28 protein-coding genes are annotated in these 18,239 nt (G+C 64.0%); 11 read left to right on the forward strand and 17 right to left on the reverse strand.

The window, feature by feature from the left end:
• Position 1 precedes the first annotated feature (1 nt).
• Both ACSF9G_RS08900 and ACSF9G_RS08905 read left to right on the forward strand, forming a co-directional pair.
• A complete protein-coding gene (locus ACSF9G_RS08900; RefSeq protein ID WP_436640656.1) occupies positions 2–793 on the forward strand; it encodes an ABC transporter ATP-binding protein in 792 nt (263 codons plus the stop codon).
• A 26-nt stretch (positions 794–819) separates the two neighbouring features.
• Entirely contained in the window at positions 820–2,019 is a 1,200-nt protein-coding gene (locus ACSF9G_RS08905; protein WP_436640658.1) for a phenylacetate--CoA ligase family protein, read from the forward strand.
• 174 nt (positions 2,020–2,193) lie between these two features.
• On the opposite strand, the gene ACSF9G_RS08910 is transcribed toward ACSF9G_RS08905, so the two are convergent.
• A complete protein-coding gene (locus ACSF9G_RS08910; RefSeq protein ID WP_436640660.1) occupies positions 2,194–3,126 on the reverse strand; it encodes a LysR substrate-binding domain-containing protein in 933 nt (310 codons plus the stop codon).
• 122 nt (positions 3,127–3,248) lie between these two features.
• On the opposite strand from ACSF9G_RS08910, the gene ACSF9G_RS08915 reads away from it, so the two are divergent.
• Genes ACSF9G_RS08915 through ACSF9G_RS08935 form a run of 5 tightly spaced genes read left to right on the forward strand, consistent with a single transcriptional unit; the run spans position 3,249 to position 7,807 of the window.
• Positions 3,249–3,920, forward strand: coding sequence for a cysteine hydrolase family protein (locus ACSF9G_RS08915; RefSeq protein ID WP_436640662.1), 672 nt, complete (start codon positions 3,249–3,251; stop codon positions 3,918–3,920).
• Positions 3,921–3,971: 51 nt separating this feature from the next.
• A complete protein-coding gene (locus tag ACSF9G_RS08920) occupies positions 3,972–5,021 on the forward strand; it encodes an ABC transporter substrate-binding protein (RefSeq protein ID WP_436640664.1) in 1,050 nt (349 codons plus the stop codon).
• Positions 5,018–6,133, forward strand: a complete 1,116-nt coding sequence (locus ACSF9G_RS08925; protein WP_436640666.1) for an ABC transporter ATP-binding protein — start codon at positions 5,018–5,020, stop codon at positions 6,131–6,133. The genes ACSF9G_RS08920 and ACSF9G_RS08925 overlap by 4 nt, the downstream gene beginning before the upstream one ends.
• Complete coding sequence (locus tag ACSF9G_RS08930; protein WP_436640668.1) at positions 6,130–7,002, forward strand: ABC transporter permease; 873 nt, start codon at positions 6,130–6,132, stop codon at positions 7,000–7,002. The genes ACSF9G_RS08925 and ACSF9G_RS08930 overlap by 4 nt, the downstream gene beginning before the upstream one ends.
• A gap of 58 nt (positions 7,003–7,060) precedes the next feature.
• Positions 7,061–7,807, forward strand: a complete 747-nt coding sequence (locus ACSF9G_RS08935; protein WP_436640670.1) for an ABC transporter permease — start codon at positions 7,061–7,063, stop codon at positions 7,805–7,807.
• Between the two features lie 17 nt (positions 7,808–7,824).
• On the opposite strand, the gene ACSF9G_RS08940 is transcribed toward ACSF9G_RS08935, so the two are convergent.
• From ACSF9G_RS08940 to ACSF9G_RS08990, 11 genes are all read right to left on the reverse strand, one after another.
• Positions 7,825–8,460: a c-type cytochrome gene (locus ACSF9G_RS08940; RefSeq protein WP_436640672.1), complete on the reverse strand. Its 636-nt coding sequence runs from the start codon at positions 8,458–8,460 to the stop codon at positions 7,825–7,827.
• A gap of 49 nt (positions 8,461–8,509) precedes the next feature.
• Entirely contained in the window at positions 8,510–9,463 is a 954-nt protein-coding gene (locus ACSF9G_RS08945; RefSeq protein WP_436640674.1) for a sulfurtransferase, read from the reverse strand.
• A 42-nt stretch (positions 9,464–9,505) separates the two neighbouring features.
• Positions 9,506–9,694, reverse strand: a complete 189-nt coding sequence (locus ACSF9G_RS08950; protein ID WP_436640676.1) for a hypothetical protein — start codon at positions 9,692–9,694, stop codon at positions 9,506–9,508.
• Between the two features lie 12 nt (positions 9,695–9,706).
• A complete protein-coding gene (locus ACSF9G_RS08955; protein WP_436640678.1) occupies positions 9,707–9,985 on the reverse strand; it encodes a hypothetical protein in 279 nt (92 codons plus the stop codon).
• Positions 9,986–9,995: 10 nt separating this feature from the next.
• Positions 9,996–10,286: a hypothetical protein gene (locus tag ACSF9G_RS08960; RefSeq protein ID WP_436640680.1), complete on the reverse strand. Its 291-nt coding sequence runs from the start codon at positions 10,284–10,286 to the stop codon at positions 9,996–9,998.
• 23 nt (positions 10,287–10,309) lie between these two features.
• Positions 10,310–10,885, reverse strand: a complete 576-nt coding sequence (locus tag ACSF9G_RS08965) for a hypothetical protein (protein ID WP_436640682.1) — start codon at positions 10,883–10,885, stop codon at positions 10,310–10,312.
• Between the two features lies 1 nt (position 10,886).
• Complete coding sequence (locus ACSF9G_RS08970) at positions 10,887–11,159, reverse strand: hypothetical protein (RefSeq protein ID WP_436640684.1); 273 nt, start codon at positions 11,157–11,159, stop codon at positions 10,887–10,889.
• Positions 11,160–11,271: 112 nt separating this feature from the next.
• Positions 11,272–11,481, reverse strand: a complete 210-nt coding sequence (locus ACSF9G_RS08975; protein ID WP_436640686.1) for a hypothetical protein — start codon at positions 11,479–11,481, stop codon at positions 11,272–11,274.
• 4 nt (positions 11,482–11,485) lie between these two features.
• Positions 11,486–11,794 (reverse strand): sulfurtransferase TusA family protein, encoded by a 309-nt coding sequence (locus ACSF9G_RS08980; protein WP_436640688.1) that lies wholly within the window; start codon positions 11,792–11,794, stop codon positions 11,486–11,488.
• 33 nt (positions 11,795–11,827) lie between these two features.
• On the reverse strand, positions 11,828–12,466 hold the full coding sequence (locus ACSF9G_RS08985) for a YeeE/YedE thiosulfate transporter family protein (protein WP_436642094.1): 639 nt from the start codon (positions 12,464–12,466) through the stop codon (positions 11,828–11,830).
• 3 nt (positions 12,467–12,469) lie between these two features.
• Positions 12,470–13,006, reverse strand: coding sequence for a YeeE/YedE thiosulfate transporter family protein (locus tag ACSF9G_RS08990; RefSeq protein WP_436640690.1), 537 nt, complete (start codon positions 13,004–13,006; stop codon positions 12,470–12,472).
• A gap of 149 nt (positions 13,007–13,155) precedes the next feature.
• Here ACSF9G_RS08990 and ACSF9G_RS08995 point away from each other — a divergent pair, with 149 nt between their 5' ends.
• Positions 13,156–13,458, forward strand: a complete 303-nt coding sequence (locus ACSF9G_RS08995; RefSeq protein WP_436640691.1) for a ribbon-helix-helix domain-containing protein — start codon at positions 13,156–13,158, stop codon at positions 13,456–13,458.
• A gap of 171 nt (positions 13,459–13,629) precedes the next feature.
• Here the strand turns inward: ACSF9G_RS08995 and ACSF9G_RS09000 are convergent, their stop codons facing one another.
• Positions 13,630–13,917 (reverse strand): hypothetical protein, encoded by a 288-nt coding sequence (locus ACSF9G_RS09000; protein ID WP_436640692.1) that lies wholly within the window; start codon positions 13,915–13,917, stop codon positions 13,630–13,632.
• Position 13,918: 1 nt separating this feature from the next.
• On the reverse strand, positions 13,919–14,362 hold the full coding sequence (locus tag ACSF9G_RS09005) for a flavin reductase family protein (RefSeq protein WP_436642096.1): 444 nt from the start codon (positions 14,360–14,362) through the stop codon (positions 13,919–13,921).
• Between the two features lie 272 nt (positions 14,363–14,634).
• On the opposite strand from ACSF9G_RS09005, the gene ACSF9G_RS09010 reads away from it, so the two are divergent.
• Positions 14,635–15,735: an LLM class flavin-dependent oxidoreductase gene (locus ACSF9G_RS09010; RefSeq protein WP_436640693.1), complete on the forward strand. Its 1,101-nt coding sequence runs from the start codon at positions 14,635–14,637 to the stop codon at positions 15,733–15,735.
• Entirely contained in the window at positions 15,732–16,100 is a 369-nt protein-coding gene (locus ACSF9G_RS09015) for a VOC family protein (RefSeq protein WP_436640695.1), read from the forward strand. Before ACSF9G_RS09010 ends, ACSF9G_RS09015 begins: the two co-directional genes overlap by 4 nt.
• On the opposite strand, the gene ACSF9G_RS09020 is transcribed toward ACSF9G_RS09015, so the two are convergent.
• Positions 16,084–16,410 carry a hypothetical protein gene (locus tag ACSF9G_RS09020; protein ID WP_436640697.1) on the reverse strand — a complete coding sequence of 109 codons (327 nt, stop codon included), beginning with the start codon at positions 16,408–16,410 and terminating at the stop codon, positions 16,084–16,086. The two genes, ACSF9G_RS09015 and ACSF9G_RS09020, sit on opposite strands and share 17 nt — an antisense overlap.
• 29 nt (positions 16,411–16,439) lie before the next feature.
• Between ACSF9G_RS09020 and ACSF9G_RS09025 the strand changes: the two genes are divergently transcribed.
• Positions 16,440–16,589, forward strand: a complete 150-nt coding sequence (locus ACSF9G_RS09025) for a hypothetical protein (protein WP_436640699.1) — start codon at positions 16,440–16,442, stop codon at positions 16,587–16,589.
• Positions 16,590–16,621: 32 nt separating this feature from the next.
• On the opposite strand, the gene ACSF9G_RS09030 is transcribed toward ACSF9G_RS09025, so the two are convergent.
• Positions 16,622–17,245, reverse strand: coding sequence for a response regulator transcription factor (locus tag ACSF9G_RS09030; protein ID WP_436640701.1), 624 nt, complete (start codon positions 17,243–17,245; stop codon positions 16,622–16,624).
• Entirely contained in the window at positions 17,242–18,180 is a 939-nt protein-coding gene (locus ACSF9G_RS09035; RefSeq protein ID WP_436640703.1) for a sensor histidine kinase, read from the reverse strand. The genes ACSF9G_RS09030 and ACSF9G_RS09035 overlap by 4 nt, the downstream gene beginning before the upstream one ends.
• Positions 18,181–18,239 lie beyond the last annotated feature (59 nt).

An 18,239-nucleotide genomic window follows, 5' to 3' on the forward strand; every position in this document is an offset into this window, starting at 1 on the left:
GATGCCCCGGCTCGCCCTTTCGAATGTGGAAGTCGTCTACGACAAGGTGTTCCTCGCGATCAAGGGCGTGTCGCTGGAAGTCGAGGAGGGCGACATGGTCGCTCTCCTCGGCGCCAACGGGGCCGGCAAGAGCACCACGCTGAAGACGATCAGCGGGCTGCTCGGTCCCGAACGCGGCGCCGTCACCCGCGGCGAGGTCGTCTATGGGGACAAGGATCTTCTGCCGCTCGGCGCGCCCGAGCGCGTCGCCGCCGGCCTTGTCCACGTGCTCGAAGGCCGCCGTATTTTCGGGCATCTCACGCCCGACGAAAATCTCGTCGCCGCCTTCCGCAGCGGTGGCTCGACCGCGCGCCTCAACGAGCTGCGCGAGCGGGTCTACACCTATTTCCCGCGGCTCAAGGAGCGCGCTCGCAGCAAGGCCGGCTATCTCTCCGGGGGCGAGCAGCAGATGCTTGCGATCGGCCGCGCGCTGATGACCGAGCCGCGCCTGATCATGCTCGACGAGCCCAGCCTCGGCCTGGCGCCGCTGCTGGTACAGGAAATCTTCGCCATCATCCGCGAGATCAACAGCCAGGAAGGCGTGAGCGTGCTCCTCGTCGAGCAGAACGCGGCCGCCGCGCTCGAGATCGTCCGCAAGGCCTACCTGGTCGAGAACGGCCACATCGTTATGAGCGGCACCGCCGAGGTTCTGAAACAGAATCCCGACGTGCAGGAGTTCTATCTCGGCGGTGGCGGCAAGGTGAACTACCACGACGTCAAGCATTACCGTCGGCGCAAGCGCTGGCTGGCTTGAGCGGTACGCGACGAAAGGATTGCCCGATGTCCGAACCGACCGACGGTCGACCCGACGCCGGTGACGAAGCCGCCTTGTTTCAGGGGCTGCGCCAACAGCTCGCGCGCGCGATCGCCGACCAGCCCTATTGGGCCGAACGCCTCGCCGGTATCGAGCCCGGTGCGATCACGGATCGCCGAAGCCTTTCCGCACTTCCCGTCCTGCGCAAATCCGACCTGGTCGCGCTGCAGGCCGCGGCCCCGCCCTTCGGGGGGCTGACACGCCCGACCGCCGGCAAGCTGTTGCGCCTTTACGTCTCGCCCGGCCCGATCTTCGATCCCGAGGGAGGCGGTCGCGACTGGTGGGGCGCCGCCCGCGCGCTCGAAGCCGCGGGCGTGGCGGCGGGTGAAATCGCGCTCAACACCTTTTCCTATCATCTGACGCCGGCTGGGGCGATGTTCGAGACCGGCGCCCATGCGCTTGGCTGTGCGGTGATCCCCGCCGGTCCGGGCAACACCGCCGATCAGCTCGCGGCGATCCGCCAGTACCGTCCGACGATGTATGTCGGGACCCCGGATTTCCTGAAGATCCTGCTCGACAAGGCGGACGCGGCCGGAATCGGTGTCGGCTCGATCCGGCGCGCCATTGTCTCGGGCGCTGCCCTTCCGCCGTCACTGCGCGGTGAGCTGGAAGGAAGAGGGATCGATGTCTTCCAATGCTATGGCACCGCCGATCTCGGGGTCGTCGGCTATGAGGACGAAGGCGACGGGCTGGCCGTAAACGACGGTCTGATCCTGGAAATCGTCAGGCCGGGAACCGGAGAGCCCGTTGCCGACGGCGAGGTCGGCGAGGTCGTCGTCACGCGGTTGAACCGCGACTATCCGCTGATCCGCTTCGCCACCGGCGACCTTTCGCGCAGCCTGCCGGCGGCATCCGACGGGCGCCCGCGCATCGCCGGGTGGATGGGCCGTGCGGACCAGGCGACCAAGGTGAGGGGCATGTTCGTTCGGCCCGAGCAGGTGGCCGTTGTCGGTCGGGAACTTGGCATCAGCGGGCGACTGCGGCTCATCGTCAAGCGCGCGGGCGAGCAGGATTCGTTGCTCCTGAAAATCGAGCACGAGGAGACGTCCATCGCCGAACGCGCAGCCAGGTTGTTGACCGAGACGACCAGGCTGCGGAGCGAGGTTGAGGTCGTCGCGCCGGGGGCTCTGCCGAACGACGGGAAAGTGATCGCCGACGAACGGTGATGCGCGTTTCGGGATTGGGGACGGCACGGACTGCGCCGCCCCGCCGGAGTGCAGCACCATCACCCCATTGAACCTGGATCACGGGCTAATCCCGACCGGCCGCCGGAGGATATCCGCCGTTGTCAAGCCAAGCGGTGATCGCTTTCAGGCGAAAAAGCGAATGGAATGGTTGGGTCAGTGCCTGTCGAGCATCCTTTGCTGCTCGTCCAGTGTGTCGCGCGACTTGTCGATGATCCATTGCATCAGCCATTGCAGCACCTGCGGGATCTCGGGCGTCTGCGGCTCGATGAGGAACTGGCCCCGCGGCGTGATTACCGTGTCGGGTACCGGCCTGACGAGAAGCTTCTTTTCCAGAAGATCCCCGAGGCAGTAGCGCCAGGCCAGGGCGATGCCCTGGCCGTTCACGGCGGCCTGCATCGCGACATGGTAATTGTCGAAGATCAGCCGTGAGGCGGAATCGATATGGCGCGCGCCCCTGCGCTCGAACCATTCGCCCCAATCCATGAAATCCCAGCGGGACGTGTGCCAGCCCAGCAGCGTCTGTCGGGCGAGCGCCTCGAGGCTCCCGATCCGGCCGCGCCCCTCGAGATAGGACGGGCTGCAGACGGGGAACACTTCCTCGTAGAAAAGCCGGTGGCTGGTCGCGCCGGGCCAGTTGCCGTCACCGAAGGTGATGTCCAGGTCGGGACTGGATGGATCGGGCACCGTCCCGCCCTGGTCGGAGACGATCGAGGTGACGATGCGCGGATGCCGCGCGTTGAACTGGGCGATAATCGGCAGCAGCCAGAAGCTGGCGAACTCCGCGTCGGTCCGGATCGTCACATGCGGCATCGGCTGGCTCAGCATCGTCGACGCACCGGCGATCCGCACCAGCCCGTCCTCGACCGCGCTGAGGAAGATCTCGCCCTCTCGGCTCAGGGCGATGCCCCGGCCGGCGCGCAGGAACAGCTTCACCCCCAGATGCGCCTCGAGCTGGCGGATTTTATGGCTCATCGCCGGTTGCGTCACGTTCAACTCGGCCGCCGCCCGCGTGAAGCTGAGGTGCTCGGCCACCCGCTGGAACGCCACCAGCCACTGCAGCGGGGGAAGGTCGTTCACAAGACTCATAAGCCATGCCTAATGAATCTATGAGGTTTTTTCAAGTTTTCATCATCCTGGCGACATGCAAGCTTCCGGCCACGAGTCAAAACTGAGTGTTTCAGCGAACGAAGATGGGATTTCCCGACGAAATGAAATCAAACCGAAGCGCCCTCGTGGCGGTGGATCTACAGGGCGAGAACGCCGCCGGTGGCGTCTGGCAGGTGGCGGGATACGAGACGATCCTCGCCAACGCTGCGAAGACGATCGAGGCCGCCCGCGCCGCCGGCATTCCGGTGATCTACAGCCGCCACGCCCTCGACCCCGCGGGCCACGACGCCCAGCGGCACGAGCCCCGCGATGCCGAGGGCCGGCCGCTCGCCAGCCGCAGCGACAGCCCCGCGGTCGGCATCTGCGACGAGGTGCGCCCGCAGCCCGGAGACGTCGTCTTCGACAAGCAGCGTTTCTCGGCCTTCTATGGCACCAAGCTGGACCTGCTGCTGAGCCAGGTGGACGCGGAGCACCTGATCGTCCTGGGCTGCTGGACCGAGGCCTGCCTGGAGACGACGGTCTGGGACGCGATCTGGCGCGACTACCGGGTGACGCTGGTGCTGGACGCCTGCGGATCGTTCAACACGTTCGCCCACAAGGTGGCCATGCTGGACATGGCGAACTGGCTTTACGGCGGGCAGATCCTGCGCGCCGACGAGGCGGTCAAGGCGATGGCAGGCCAGCCATACCGCGGCTGGACGTTCTCCGAGCCCCACGCGATGCACTATACCGCCGAGACCGTCGACAGCCTGTACGCCCAGCTCGGCGGCTGAGCCCGCTCCCCAAGACCCACAAGAACCCCTAACAAAAAGCGGAGATCGCCAATGAAAACACGTCTGCTGACCACATCCGCCGCACTTCTCGGCATCACCCTGGCCACCGCCGGCGGCGCCTTCGCCCAATGCACCGAAATCGGCATGCTGACGTGGGAAGGCTATGTCGACGATGCCTGGGTCAAGCCGTTCGAGGAAGAGACCGGCATTACCGTCAAGCGCACCTATGTCGGGTCCAACGACGAGTACATGGCCAAGCTGGCTGCGGGGGGCGGCGACTATGACGTCGTCACCATCGTCAGCTCCCTGGCCGGGCGCGCCATCGGCGCCGGCTTCGTCGAGCCGCTCGACGCCGCACAATTGCCGCATCTGGAGCAGATCTTCGAGGGCTTCCGCGATCTGGATTTCCTTCACAAGGACGACAAGCTCTATGGCGCGCCGACCTTCTGGGGCACCACGCCGGTGACCGTGAACGCCGATGTCATCCCCGAGGGCGAGGATTTCGGCATTCTCTTCGATCCCAAGTACGCCGGCCGCATCGGCATGTGGGAAGACGTGACCACCATTGCCGACGTCGCCAGCTACCTCGGCTACGACAACCTCTGGACCCTGTCGGACGAGCAGCTCGAAGAGGTCAAGAAGAAGATGATCGAGCAGAAATCGCTGGTGCGCACCTATTGGAGCCAGGCCGGCGAGGCGATCGAGCTCTTCGCGAGCGGCGAGATCGTGGCCAGCAATTCCTGGAACTACATCACCCAGGCGCTGCGCGAGCAGGGCATGAACGTGCGCGAATTTGTTCCGGAGAACCCGGTCGGCTGGCTGGACTCCAACTTCGTCGTGAAAGGCAGCGATTGCGCCGCCGAGGCGCACGCCTTCATCGACCACCTGATTGCGCCGAAGACGCAGGGCCAGATCGCCGAGGCCACGGGCTACACCGTGACCAACCCGGAGTCTCGTGAATTCATGGACGAAGCCGTCTGGGAACAGCTCTACATGGACGAGGGGCCGGACCTTCTGGAGCGCATCGAGTTCTGGCAGGACATTCCCCGCCGCGGCCGCTATCTGGAAGTCTGGAACGAGGTCAAAGCCGCGCGCCAATGACCCCAGCATTTTCCAAGAATGAAGGCGTCGCTCTCCGGGGCGGCGCCGTCAGGCTCGACCGGGTCAGCAAGTCGTTCGAGTCGTTCGTCGCGGTCTCCGAGGTCTCTCTCGACATTGAGGCGGGCGAATTCCTGACGCTGCTCGGCTCCAGCGGCTGCGGCAAGACGACCACGCTGCGCATGATCAGCGGCTTCGAGGCCGTCGACAGCGGCACGATCACCGTCGACGGCGTGCGGATGAACGAGCGTCCGCCCTATCGCCGTCCGGTCAACACCGTCTTCCAGAGCTACGCGCTGTTCCCGCACATGACGGTCGAGGCCAACGTCGCCTATGGCCTGACCCTGAAGAAGCTGCCCAAGGCGGAAATCGTGCAGCGGACCTCCGAGATGCTCGACCGCGTCGGCCTGCTGGATAAGGCCTCGGCCAGGCCCGACAACCTCTCCGGCGGGCAGAGGCAGCGGGTGGCGCTGGCGCGGGCGCTGGTGAACGAGCCGCGCGTCCTGCTTCTGGACGAGCCGCTGGGCGCGCTCGACGCCAAGTTGCGACGCGAGATGCAGCTCGAGCTCAAGCGGATCCAGACCGGCCTGGGCATCACCTTCGTCTACGTCACGCACGACCAGGAAGAAGCGCTGGTGATGAGCGACCGGGTTGCGGTCATGAACGCCGGCGAAATCCGCCAGATCGGCACGCCGGCGGACATCTTCGAGCGTCCCTGCGAACGGTTCGTGGCCGAATTCGTCGGCACGGAGAACTTCCTGCCGATCGCCGACACCGTGCCCGGCGGCGTCGCGCTGTCCGACGGCACGCGACTGCAACTGCCCGAGGGGGCGACGCCCGCGGACGCGGGGGTCGTCGCCATACGTCCGGAGAAGGTGCGGCTCGCCACCAACGGCGCGGAGACCAATGTCGTCGAGGCACGCCTCAGCGAGATCGCCTATGTCGGCACCGCCAATCGCCTGATCCTGCGCCTGCACGGCGGCGATATGCTGACGGCCGAGGTCAGTCCCGAAGCCCTTGCAGCCTGGCCCGGCCCGCTGGACGAGGGCGCACCGATGCGTCTCGAGCTCGCTCCCGACGCGCTTCTCGTCTTTCCCGAAACGCCGGCACGATGAGCAGCGCCACGGTTCAGGACGCCGGCGCGGCGCGCGGCTGGCGGGTCCCGGGTGGATGGCTCCTGGTCGGCCCGCCGCTGCTCTACCTGCTGGTCTTTCTGGTCATTCCCTATGGCGAGATCCTGCTGCACAGCGTCTGGCAGGTGGATGGCTATGTCATCTCGCGCACGTTGACGGGCGACAACTACGCCCGGATCGTCGAGAACCCGCTTTACCGGCAGGTGCTGTGGAACTCGTTTTCGACCGCGCTCCTGGTCACGCTGTTCGCGTTGGCGATCGGCTATCCGCTGGCGTTCTTTCTCGCCTTCGTGGCCCGCCGTCACCGGCAGATGCTCTATTTCCTCGTGGTGATCCCGCTGCTCACCAGCTTCCTGCTGCGGGCATACACCTGGAAGATCATCCTCGGCCGCTCCGGTCTGGTGAACAGCACGCTGACATCGCTGGGGCTGACCGACGCGCCGCTGGACCTGTTTCTGTACAATCAGTTCAGCGTCGTGCTGACGCTGGTCTACATCTTCGTGCCCTTCGTGACCCTGCCGATCTATGCGTCGCTGGAGAAGCTATCGCGCGACCAGATAGAGGCGAGCCTGGACCTTGGCGCGCGGCCCTTCACCACGTTCCGGCGCGTGATCCTGCCGCTCAGCCTGCCCGGCGTGGTGGCCGGCGGCACCTTCACCTTCGCGCTGAGCTTTGGCGATTTCGTCGCCCCGTCGCTGTTGGGCGGGCCGAATGAAATCATGATCGCCAACGTCATCATCAGCCAGTTCGGCACCGCCTTCGACTGGCCCTTCGGCAGCGCGCTGGCGATGGTGGTGGTGGTCATCGTGCTGGCCATCGTGGGCATCGGCGCACGGCTTGAGAAACGGTAGGACCGCAATGCAGGCCCGTTACGATCCCCTCCTGACCCTCCCGGTCCGCCGTGGTCTGTTGGTCACAGCTGTCGCGGCATTCGCCTTTCTCTACCTGCCCATCGCGGTACTGGTGGTGTTCTCCTTTTCCGACTCGCCTCTGCTCGTCTTCCCGATCGACAGCGTCAGCCTCGCTTGGTACCGGGCCCTGTTCGCCGATAGCGACCTGTGGCGCTCGGTCGGCAACAGCCTGATCGTCGCCGGCACGGTGGTGCCGCTGACTCTGATCCTGGGCGTGCCGCTGGCCTTCGGCCTGGACCGCGTGAATTTTCCCGGCAAACACCTGCTGGAGCACGGGATTCTGCTGCCTCTGGTGGTGCCGGGCATCGTCACGGGGCTGGCGCTCTTGCTGCTGTTGAGCCGCTTCGATACGCGGCTTTCCCTCTTCACCGTCGCCATCGGGCATTCGGTGTGGTGCCTGCCGATCGTCGTCACCCAGGTCTACGCGCGCCTGCGCCGTTTCGACCGCAGCATAGAGGAGGCGAGCCTCGATCTGGGCGCCGGCCCGGCGACCACCTTCTGGCGGGTGACGCTGCCGAACCTCAAGTCGGCGCTTCTCGGCAGCGCGTTGCTGGTGTTCGTACTGTCCTTCGACGAGATCCCGGTGACGTTCTTCCTGACGGGCAGCGAGAACACCTTGCCGATGCATATCTGGTCGATGCTGCGCGAGGGCGTGAACCCGGTGATCAACGCCATCGCCACCTTGACCATCGCCCTGTCGATCCTCGTCGCCTTCCTCGGCCTGCGGCTGCTGTCACGGGACTGAGTGGGGGCGGGGACCGGTCAATCGTCGGAATAGAACGCCCGCAGGGCGGCGAGTTGTTCGTCGGTCAGGGGATTGCGGAAACCGATCGTCTCGTCCCCCTTGATGCCGTTGAAAAGGCGGGCGACGAAGATGTCGGGCCGTTCCGACCGGCCCATGAGGAAGAGGTCGCGGGCCGGCAGGGTGAGTTCGGGATCGCCGTTGCCCGCCCCGTCATGGCAGCCGGCGCAGTAGGTCTGATGGATCACCCGCGCCTCCCGCATGGCGGTCGCCGCGACAGCGGGCTCCTTGCTCCCGGCCAGGTCGAGCGGATGACGGCTGGAAAGCTCGGCAAGCAGCGTGGCGAGCGGTTCCGTTTCGACGGATGGCTCCAGGCTCGTCTCCTGGAATTTGATGAGAGCCCGTGCCCCGTCCGCGTCTCCGGCCCTTTGCAGAAGCCAGGGCAGAAGCCCCAGGGAACCGGCAAGCCGTTCGGCCAGGCCGATCCTGTGCGGGGCGGGGAGGTCGGTTTCCGCCAGGCGTTCGACGTCGCCCAGCGCGATACGAAGCTCGCTCGCCAGGACACGCGCGTCGTCCCCGGCATATCCGGGCCCCGCGGTCGCGAGCCACAGAATGAGCGCGACGATGGCCGCAACGCCCCTGGGCGTTGCGGCCATCGCATTTTCGACAATGCGGCGCCGAGGCGCCATTACACCACCGGATTCGTCATTGATCGATGGAGATCTTCTGCTCTGTGGGCAAGCCCGCGTTCGTCCAGGACACCATCGAGCCGTCATACATCTGCACGTCCTTGTTGCCGAGGATCTCGGACGACACGAACCAGCCGATCGACGCCCAGTGGCCGGTGTTGCAGAAGCTGATCTGCTCGCCCGAAGTGGGCACGCCCGCCGCCTTGTAGAGCGTCGCGAGCGTCTTGGCATCGCGGAACATGCCGCCGCCATTTTCGGTCATCCAGCTCTGCGGCAGGTTGACGGCGCCGGGGATCGTACCCGAGGCCTTGGACGCGCCGTGCCGGTTCACACCCAGATACTGGTCGTTGTCGCGGTTGTCGACCATCAGCGTGCCGGCATCCAGTGCCGCCTTGACCGCGTTGTCGTCAATCAGCATGTCCTGTCTCAAGGCCACGTTGAAGGACTTGGGCTCGACCTTGGCCGCCCCCTTCTCGAGCGGATTGGCCGGGTTCTTGTTGGCATCCAGCTCGGCGAGATAGGCGTTCATGCCGCCGTTCAGGATCGACACGTTGTCGTGGCCCAGAACCTTGAACGTCCAGTACATGCGCGTGGCCATGCCCATGTCGGACGAGTTCGCCCCCGGCGCGACGAGCACGACATGGGTCGAATTGTCGATGCCGAGGCCGCCGATCAGCGCCGCGAGTGTCGCGGGGTCGTCGGGGAATACGCCGGGCACGTCGCCTTTCTTCACGCGCCAGCCGTCCTTTCCGTAGTCGGTGTTCACCGCGCCGGGGATGTGCCCGCGCAGGAAGTCGGTCTGGCCCCGGGCATCGACGAAGACGATGCCGGGCTGCCCGGTATTGGCCTTGACCCAGTCCACGTCCACCAGAGGCTCGGCCGCCATGGCGGGCACTGCCGCCACTATGGTCGCTGCCAAGAGTGCCGTCGCGGCCGCGATGGCTCTCACAGTGCTAGCAAGTCCGGTCATTTTCAGGTCCTCCCTTTCTCACTCCACCGCCGAACCATCGTGTCAAATCGTGACGACGAGGTCGGCGGCCAGGATGGCACGTGCCACCTCCGCCCAGCCGTCTTCGTCGTCTGAAGACAGACGCGTGACGTCTGCCTTTTCGACTGCGTTTCCGGCATGCAAAGTCTCCATGGCCCGCGCGACCAGCGCCGCGTCTGGAAACAGGCCTGTCTGCAATTCGAGCATCTTCATCGCGCGGCCCCCTTAGAGATTCACGACACGGTCGGCCGCGGCGATGGCGCTGCCCAGGGCCGCGGCATCGAGCAGGGCGAGGTCGTCGCCCATCTCCGCCACGGTCGTCTCGGGCACGATCTCGGCCAGTTCCAGAAGTTCGGTCTGCTCGGCATTCGCCTCGGTCTCTTCGACCGGTCCGGTCATGAACACCAGCCGCACGTCATGGCCGAAAATCGTCAGCCCGGCGGCCACGCGCATCGCCTCGGTGTGATCGCGCCGGCCCAGTACGAGAATTTTCTTCGGCTCCACGATGGTCTCCCTAGAGGCTCACGACGCGCGCCGCTTCCGCCACCAGTGCGGAGTTCACGGTCTGGCTGCCCTGTTCCACCGGGCAGGCGCGGCTGTCCATGTGGTGGTCCCACGAATGCTCGCAGACGACGACGCGCGCCGCGCCCGCGCTGGCCGCGGCGAAGTCCGCATCGTCCAGCGCCTTCACGCCGTCGTTGGTCAGGAAACAGCTCCAGCTGGCCTCTTGCGAAGTCAGGGCGCGGCCAAGCCCGGCGGCGATCCGTGCGGCCTCGGCGGTCGTGATATGCAACAGAACGTCCATGGTCGGTCCGGTCGGCTCCATCTTCAATGTTGCGGTGCGAAGGCGACGGCGGCGCCGGTGCGCGCGAATTCGATCAGGCTGCCGCGCAATGATCCGGCGTCGTCCGGCGTGGCCGCGTCCGATACAGCCATCGACCCGATACGCATCGGCGCGGTGTAGACCGCCTCCCGGCTGAAGCTCCGGCTCTCGCCACCCGTGCCGGTATCGACCGCCGCGCCGTCGTGGACGGTCACGAGGCTCTGTCCCGCGAGATAGGCGAGCGCGGCCACCGCCAGCGCATCGTCCGTCGTACCCGCCGGCCCGGCGTACACCACGAGCGGTTCCCGTCCACTCAGGCCGACGGTCCCGAGCAGCCAGCGCAGCGCATGAAATCCGATCGGTGCGCCATCGCCGCCGTCGAGCAGCCACGGGGCCGGCAGGCAGCGGGCGCCGGGCAGGGAGGTCGCCAGGCAATCGTCCTCGGCGCGGATGTCGATCACCCGGGCGTCGGCGGCGACGGTGTCCGCAATCTCGATCGGTTGGGCGGCGAGCGGAAAAGCCGTACCTAGTGCCAGCGCCAGCGCGCCTGGTCCGATAGCCCGGTTTTGCCGCCGGCCCAACTCAGCACCCCCCGAACCGGATGACCGGTTCCGGCGCGGCGCCGGCCGCGGGCGGGGCAGGGGGATTTTCCACGTAGTAGCCGATGAGCTCGACGGCGGGCAGTTCGCCGAAGCCCTGGCCCACGTCGATCATCGGCAAGGTCTCGGCCGGCTGCGGTGTCTGCGCCATCGCGACCGTCTCAGGCTCGACGGCGGCCAGCGGGAAGAACAGCCATGCCGCTCCGAGGCAGACGACGAGACTACCTGCACAGAAAACTAGGCTCGAGCGGTCCATCTCCCGCCTCCGTTTCTCAGAGTGAATCCTTGAGAAAACCGACATAAAGCACGGCAAAAGCAGCGATCGCCAAAACCAGCTGGGCCGTCGTTTCGAAATCCATGTCTCGTCCTCAGTCGCCGCGGTAGTGCTTGATGAGCTTGTTCACGCTGACGCCCTCTCCGGTGATGGGGTGCTCCACCTCCGGTGTGAAGTGGGGCACGCCATCGCGGTCCACGAACATGCTGGGCGGCGGCGAAACATACATCCACCCCAACCCCGCCACGACCACGACCAGCGAGGCTGCCACGTAGAACTGCATGAAGAGCTTTGCGGGTGTCATTCGCTCAGTCCTTCCGGATGTAGACTTTCCAGCAGCGCGGTTCCCGGATCGTCTCCAGATGGGCGGCGTTGAGTTCGTCGCACATCGGCGGCAGCGCCTCGACCGAGGACGGATTGTCCAGAACGATCTCGATGATATCGCCGGAGCCGACCTGGCCGATCGCCTTCTTGGTCATCAACTGCGGGCGCGGGCAGCTGTCGCCCAGGCAATCCACGCTCTGCGCGATGGTCACGTGCGAGCCGTCGCTCAGCGTCGCCTGACCCATCGGGGCTGCGTCGGTCGTTTCGGTTTTCTTTCTGCTGAACAGGCCCATGTCTAGTCGTCCTCTCGGGGTCTCGGGATCACGTCATTCCGCGGCTTGCGCGGTGGCCATCTTGCGGCTTTCCTGCACCTGGCGATGGTGCGCCGCCTGCGCGTCCTCCTTGCGCCTGATCGCGCGGTAGATGAGGAACAGCACGCCCATCTGCACCAGCCCGAAAACGACGGCGGGTATGCCGAGTTTCTCCTGCAGCGTCGCGGCATTCGCGAAGCCGAGCTGGAGGGCTTCCAGGTTAGGTTCGCCCGTCATCGACGCCGGTGCGGGCGGCCAGTAGTTGATCGACCAGAGCATCGAGAACAGGAACATTCCGATGAAGGTGAACAGCAGCGCCCACAGGGCGCCGACATTGCCTTCGCCCGTCTTGACCCAGGTCGACACCGTGCACGCGCCCGCCAGCACCATGCCGATGCCGAAGATGAACAGCCCCGCGAAGGTGTTCAGGCCGACGTCGAAGTGCAATGGCTTGCCTTCGCCGAACGTGATGAACAGCGTGAACCCGAAGGTCAGGATCATCATGGCGACCAGCAATGCCTTGGTATTGCGGTAGGTCTTGAACAGGATCGCGTCGCGCAGGGCGGCGGTGTTGCAGAAGCGCGAACGCTGAACCAGCAGACCGACGATCGAGCCGAAAATGAAAGCGATGATGCATTCCCCGATGGCGCTAATGGTTCAGCCCTCCAGAACTTTTTTGTAGATCATCGAGCCGACCCAGGCCCCGGCGATGATGCCGCTGATGGCGAGGTAGCCGCCCATGTTCATCTCCGGCGTCAGGCCGAAGAAGGTCGACACGTTGCAGACGAAGGCGAGACGGATGCCGATGCCCATCATCAGGCCGCCGATGGTGATCATCACCCATTCGGACAGGCGACGGGGCATCCGGATATAGAATTCCTTGCTGAGTATCGCCCCCACGAAGGCGCCGAAGAGCATTCCGAGGCTGATGTAGATCTTCCAGTAGCTCGCGTCCGGCGGGAACACGAGAGTCCAGAACGGGAGACGCTTCAGCTCGTCGCCCATGACGGCCTGGGCGGCAAGCCCGGTCATCATGGTCTCGCCGCCACCGACGGTCCACGCTCCCACGATCAGAAACAAAAAGATGTTGAGTATCGCGATCGCCGCAAGCGCGATCACCGGATCAAGAGTCTTCTTGAAGAACTCACTGGCCAAGACATCCTCCCACGGTGCCGTCTTGCTTTCGTTGGGCACCTTGCTGAAGCCTATGAGTGCGCCGATGCCCGGTGGTAGTAATTATTGGAAACACCCTCCAAACATGTAAGGATCGATGGCCGACGAGGGCGCCATAGCCCGGATTCGACAGGCGGCCTACCGGATGCGCAGGACGGGACCGAAGCGGAATGTCGATCTACGTTGAAATCGATCCGGACGACTTCCTGGGTCACATGTTCAACGCGTGTTCGGTCGATCAGGTTAGCGAGTTCCTGCCCGAAAAACGAGGCTTCCGCATTCATGGCCACAGCACCACGGTCCGCCTCGAGCGGGTCTTCTGGACCGTGCTCGAGGACATGGCCGACCGGATGGAGATCTCGCTGCCGCAGCTGATCGCCCGAATTCACGACCAGTGCCTGGTCGCGAACGACAAGAACATCTCGTCCTGTCTTCGCGTCATCTGCATGAAATACATGAACATCTACGCCTGACGGCGAAGGCATGGCGCGCGCCGGCCGCGCGCAGGTCGTCGTGGCCCTCCCATGATGAATTCAGCCTATGGCGCATTGTGTCATCCGCGACTGGATGAACGTCTGGCAGGCAGCGCGGCTTCATCTCCCCTCCGAGCGGAGAATCCCGAGAGGCCGATCGGCACGCCCAAGTCAAGGAATTGCCGGCATGAAACCGACCGCGCGTGTCCCCTCGAAAAGCTGCCACGGATCGGGAAGCGGGAATCGCTTCGTTGTGCGATCGCTATTGGCGTTCAAGGTGGGGGAGGGGAATGCTGTGATTGGCAGGGGGCGGCGAGAAATAGGGATCAACTGCTTTTCGCCGTGTGTTGGTTTTGGAAATATAGGTATTCTTGCCTCAAAAATGGGAAAATTCTGGTGAAATAAGCCAGATTTGCAGTAATGGCGCTCCAAAGCGGGATTGGCGGCAATAATCAACATATCATTCCGGCCGCACGACACGCCCGTCAAGCCAGATCAAAGGCTCCGCGATATCGGTGAATTCCGCCGTTTCGACGCGGCCGATGAAGATCGTGTGGGTGCCGTAGTCGACACGACCATCATCAACACATTGAAGCGTCGCTTGGGCGTCGGCGAGTTTTGGCGGGCCATCCTCCATCACCCAGTCGCCAACGGCAAAGCGAGCCTCTCCTTTCACCTTGCCGCTAAAGACCGGGATCAGCGGCTCATGACGGCCGTTCAGGAAATTGACGCAGAATCGCTGGCTGGAAACGATCGCCGGATGCAGGCTGGCCGTGCGGTTGACGCAGACAGCGATGCTTGGCGGAGAAACGCTGAGTGACATGATGGCAGTGGCGGCCATGCCCACGGGACTGCCCTGATGTTGGCTCGTGATCAATGAGACGCCGGAGGCCCATCGGCGCATGGCCTCGCAAAATACCTCCGTCTGGGCAGTTACGTGATCCAAAACATCCTCCCCTGTTCGTTTGTTCAGCCAAAGAACGTACGTTTGTTTGTCAAACCTGTGCAAGCCGGGGCGTGCATTTTTCGATGCGCAAAAGGGGCGCGCGGCGGCGATGCAAATTGAGTTGACGACGTGTCGAGGGGATATATAGTGGCAGGCAACAAACAATCGTTTGTTATAAGTATGGCGGCGGATTATCACGGATCGCCAAGCAGTCGAGAGGGAGGAGAATAATGAGGTTTGGTCTGTTCACCATGCCGGAGCATCCGCCGCATGAGAACTGGACGCTTTCTTACGACCGGGACATCGATAGGATTGTCACGGCGGAGAAGTTAGGCTTCAACGAATTCTGGATCGGCGAACATCATACGGGTGGCTATGAGAACGTCCCGATGCCGGAGCTTCTCATTGCCAAGGCCTCGGCCGTCACCAGCCGTATTCGCCTCGGCACCGGCGTCGTCAACCTGCCTTATCATGATCCGTTCCTTGTCGCGGAGCGCTTGGCCTTTCTTGACCATCTGACGCATGGACGGCTCGATTTCGGCTTTGGCGGCGGTGGTCTGCCGAGTGACCGCGCGCTGTTCGGCATGTCTTCCGAAGAAGCGAAACCGCGCACGAACGAGGCTCTGGAGATCATCTGGAACCTCCTTTCCAGCCGCAAGCCATACACGTTCGAGGGGCAGTATTTTAGCGTGAAGAACCGGCGCCTGCAGGTTCCGCCGCTGCAGGCCGAGCCGCCCTTCGCGGTTGCCGGACTGACTGGCACCCACAATTTCGAGCTGTGCGGCTCAAGGGGATGGAAGTCGCTGAGTGTCTACTTCACCCCCCTTGTGGGCGGCGGCGCGGCGCCGGACCTGCGCGACCATGCCAATGCGATCGTGAAGGGCGCCGAGGAAGCGGGACGTGACCCGCAAAAAGCGAGAGACAATTGGGCGGTCGTCCGCGAGGTCTATGTCTCGACGAGCAGGGAGCAGGCGATGGCGGATATCCGCGAAGGCGTCCGCATTTCCTACGACTATCTGCTCGGGCTCGGTCTCGGGGCGCTGATGAAGAAGGACGCGGACATGCCGGATGCGGACCTTACATTCGATTGGATGGTCGAGGAGATTCCGTGGATCATCGGTTCGCCCGAAGACTGTATCCGCCAGCTTCATGAGCTCAATGAGGAAACCGGTGGGTTCGGCACATTGCTGATCAATGTGCGCGATTGGACGACGTCCGATCTGTACAACCGCTCGCTGGAGCTTTTTGCGCGCTATGTGATGCCGCAGTTCAATGGTCAGAACGACATGGCGCTGCGCAACGAGTTGGCCAATGAGGCGCTCGGCAGATGAGTGCCGATCAATCCTCGATCGACGAGGGGATGCGTGTGAATTCCGTGCTCGTGCCGGTCAGCGACATGTCGGCGGCGTGTGCGTTCCTTGCAGATATCGTGAAGCTGCCGATGAAGTTTCGCGATGGAGAGCGATATGCAGCGTTCGATCTGCAGGGCCTCACGCTGGCGCTACTCGGCGCAGACGAGCGTATGCTGGACCAGCCTGCGCTTGGTATCCGCACGGGAAACCTGCAGGCAGCGCTTGCAGGGATGGAGGCGGCCGGCGCCAGCATTGCCGCGCCCGTCAGTGCGGGGCCGCATGAACTGCGAAGCAGCGCGCGGTTGCCTGGGGGAATGAGCGTGATCGTCAGCCAGAAGACTTGAGGCGCGACGAAGAACGCATCAGGCGCTCGCTTGCCGGAGTCGGGCCAATCCGTTCCCGTTGTTCGTCATCGCAAGCGCCAGTCACGACATAGGGCTGGCGCGGGCGATGACCGGACGGTTCGGCTCGGGCGCGCGAGGTTCGGATAAGCTTGTCTAGCGTTAGGTATGAGACCGCCTTGCGGAGGCGATCATGCTCCTTCTGCAGCGGCTTCAGCGCGCGCAGCCGGTTGGTTCCGTTGCCGCCATGATGCTGTTGCCAGCGGCAATAGCTCTGCTCCGCGATATGCACCTCGCGGACCGCGTCACCCATCTGGCGCCAGCCGTGTCGAGGAGTCTTCCATGATCGGTAGTGCCGAGGCGGTGGATGTCTCGCTGGCGCCCGTCACCAATTTTCCGGACCGCAATAGGGCCTACGCAACGTTTGTGCGCCGCTCCAATCGAGAGATCTGTCGCCGCTCGATCGCGCCGTTCGCCGACCCCGAGCCGTAGTGCCGGCAGGAGCGGCGGCGCGGGCGGAGCCTCTATCCGTGTGACGCCGTCTTGAGGGTTGCAAACAGATCGGACCGGGTGCTCACATCGAGCTTGCGCATGATGTTGATCCTGTGGGCATCGACAGTCTTCGGGCTGATCATCAACTGAGCGCTGATTTCCTTGCTGGTGAACCCGTCTCGCAGCATGAGGGCGATTTCCTTTTCCCGGCACGTCAGATTGCCATATCGCAGTTCCCATTCGCGATGAGACTCCCTGCGGCTGAATTCCGCATCGGCGATCTCGATCATCTTGTTGATATTGGCCAGAAGGTCGTTGGGCGCATAGGGTTTTTCCATGAAGCTGAAGGCGCCTTGGCGCATCGCCGCGACGGCCGCTGAAACATCGCCGTGAGCGCTGAGGAAAAGCACCGGCAGATCGTAGCCGCGATTTCTGATCTCCTGCTGCAATTCCAGGCCGTCCAGCTCGGGCATTCGCAAGTCCACGACGAGGCAGAACGGCCCCTGGATGTCCGACAGCGCGGCTAGAAAGCCGCGTGGCGAATTGTACGCCACCACATGGATGTTGATCGATTCCAGAAGCCAGACCAAAGATGACGTGACCTTTTCGTCATCATCGACCACATGAATCGTGACGGCGCGATCGGCGGCTCTCATATCGTTTCTCCTCCCTCCGGAAGTGTGATCCGGAAGCAGACATCGCCGTCTGTCGAGGAGGCGAGCCTGATCGATCCGCCGTGACTTTCGACAATCGTCCGGCAGATCATCAGCCCCATTCCGATTCCTTCCGGTTTGGTTGTTACGAAAGCATCGAAGAGCTGCGGATGTATTTCCGTCGGCAAGGCCGGCCCGGTGTTGCGGACGTTGATCGTCACGGTCTGCGGCTGGGGGCGGGACATCTCCAGCCGGATCCGTTTCTCCGCCCGCTCTGACGCATCAAGCGCCTCCAAAGCGTTCATCACGAGATTCACGATCACCTGCTGAATGGCCACCTTTCGGCACGTCAGGACAAACCGGTTCGTGTCCTCGCCGAAGTCTTTGCTGACTTCGACGCGGGCGCCGACGGATCTGATTTGATGCTTGAGGAGGGAGAGGGTTTGATCGATAAGCGCGCCGAGATCGACGTCCTCTGCCTTGGGATGGCGCCGCGCAATGAACTCGCGCGCCTGTTGCACAATGCCGCGTGCCTGGTGAATGAGGTCGGTCGCCTGTCCGAGCGCGTCTTCTATGTCCGCTGAAACCGACGCATCGGTCTTGATCCTGTTCTGGATGCCAAAGAGGTAATTCTGACAGGCGGTCAGGGGTTGGCCCAATTCGTGGGCCAGTTCGGAGGCGATTTGACCCATGACCGACAGGCGCGAGGCATGGGCGAGGGCCTCCTGTTGTCGATGCTCGCGGCGCTGCAACGCCTTGCGCTCACTGATATCGTTCACCACCAGGATGGTTCTCCGGCCGATGGTGGTTCCCGTGATCGTGAGATCACGCCACCTGCCGTTCAAATCCAGCCATCGAATATCGCCGCAGCACTCGATTCCGCGACGCGGCCATACCCCGACGAGCTTTGAGCCGACGCCGCCGGTTCCGGCAGGCACCCGACGAGACCAATCTGCGCGCCGGGCGTGCGGGATCGGAACGGCAAGGCAGGTGGCCG

This window comes from Microbaculum mangrovi (assembly GCF_051390635.1).
Classification (GTDB): Bacteria; Pseudomonadota; Alphaproteobacteria; order Rhizobiales; family Tepidamorphaceae; genus Microbaculum.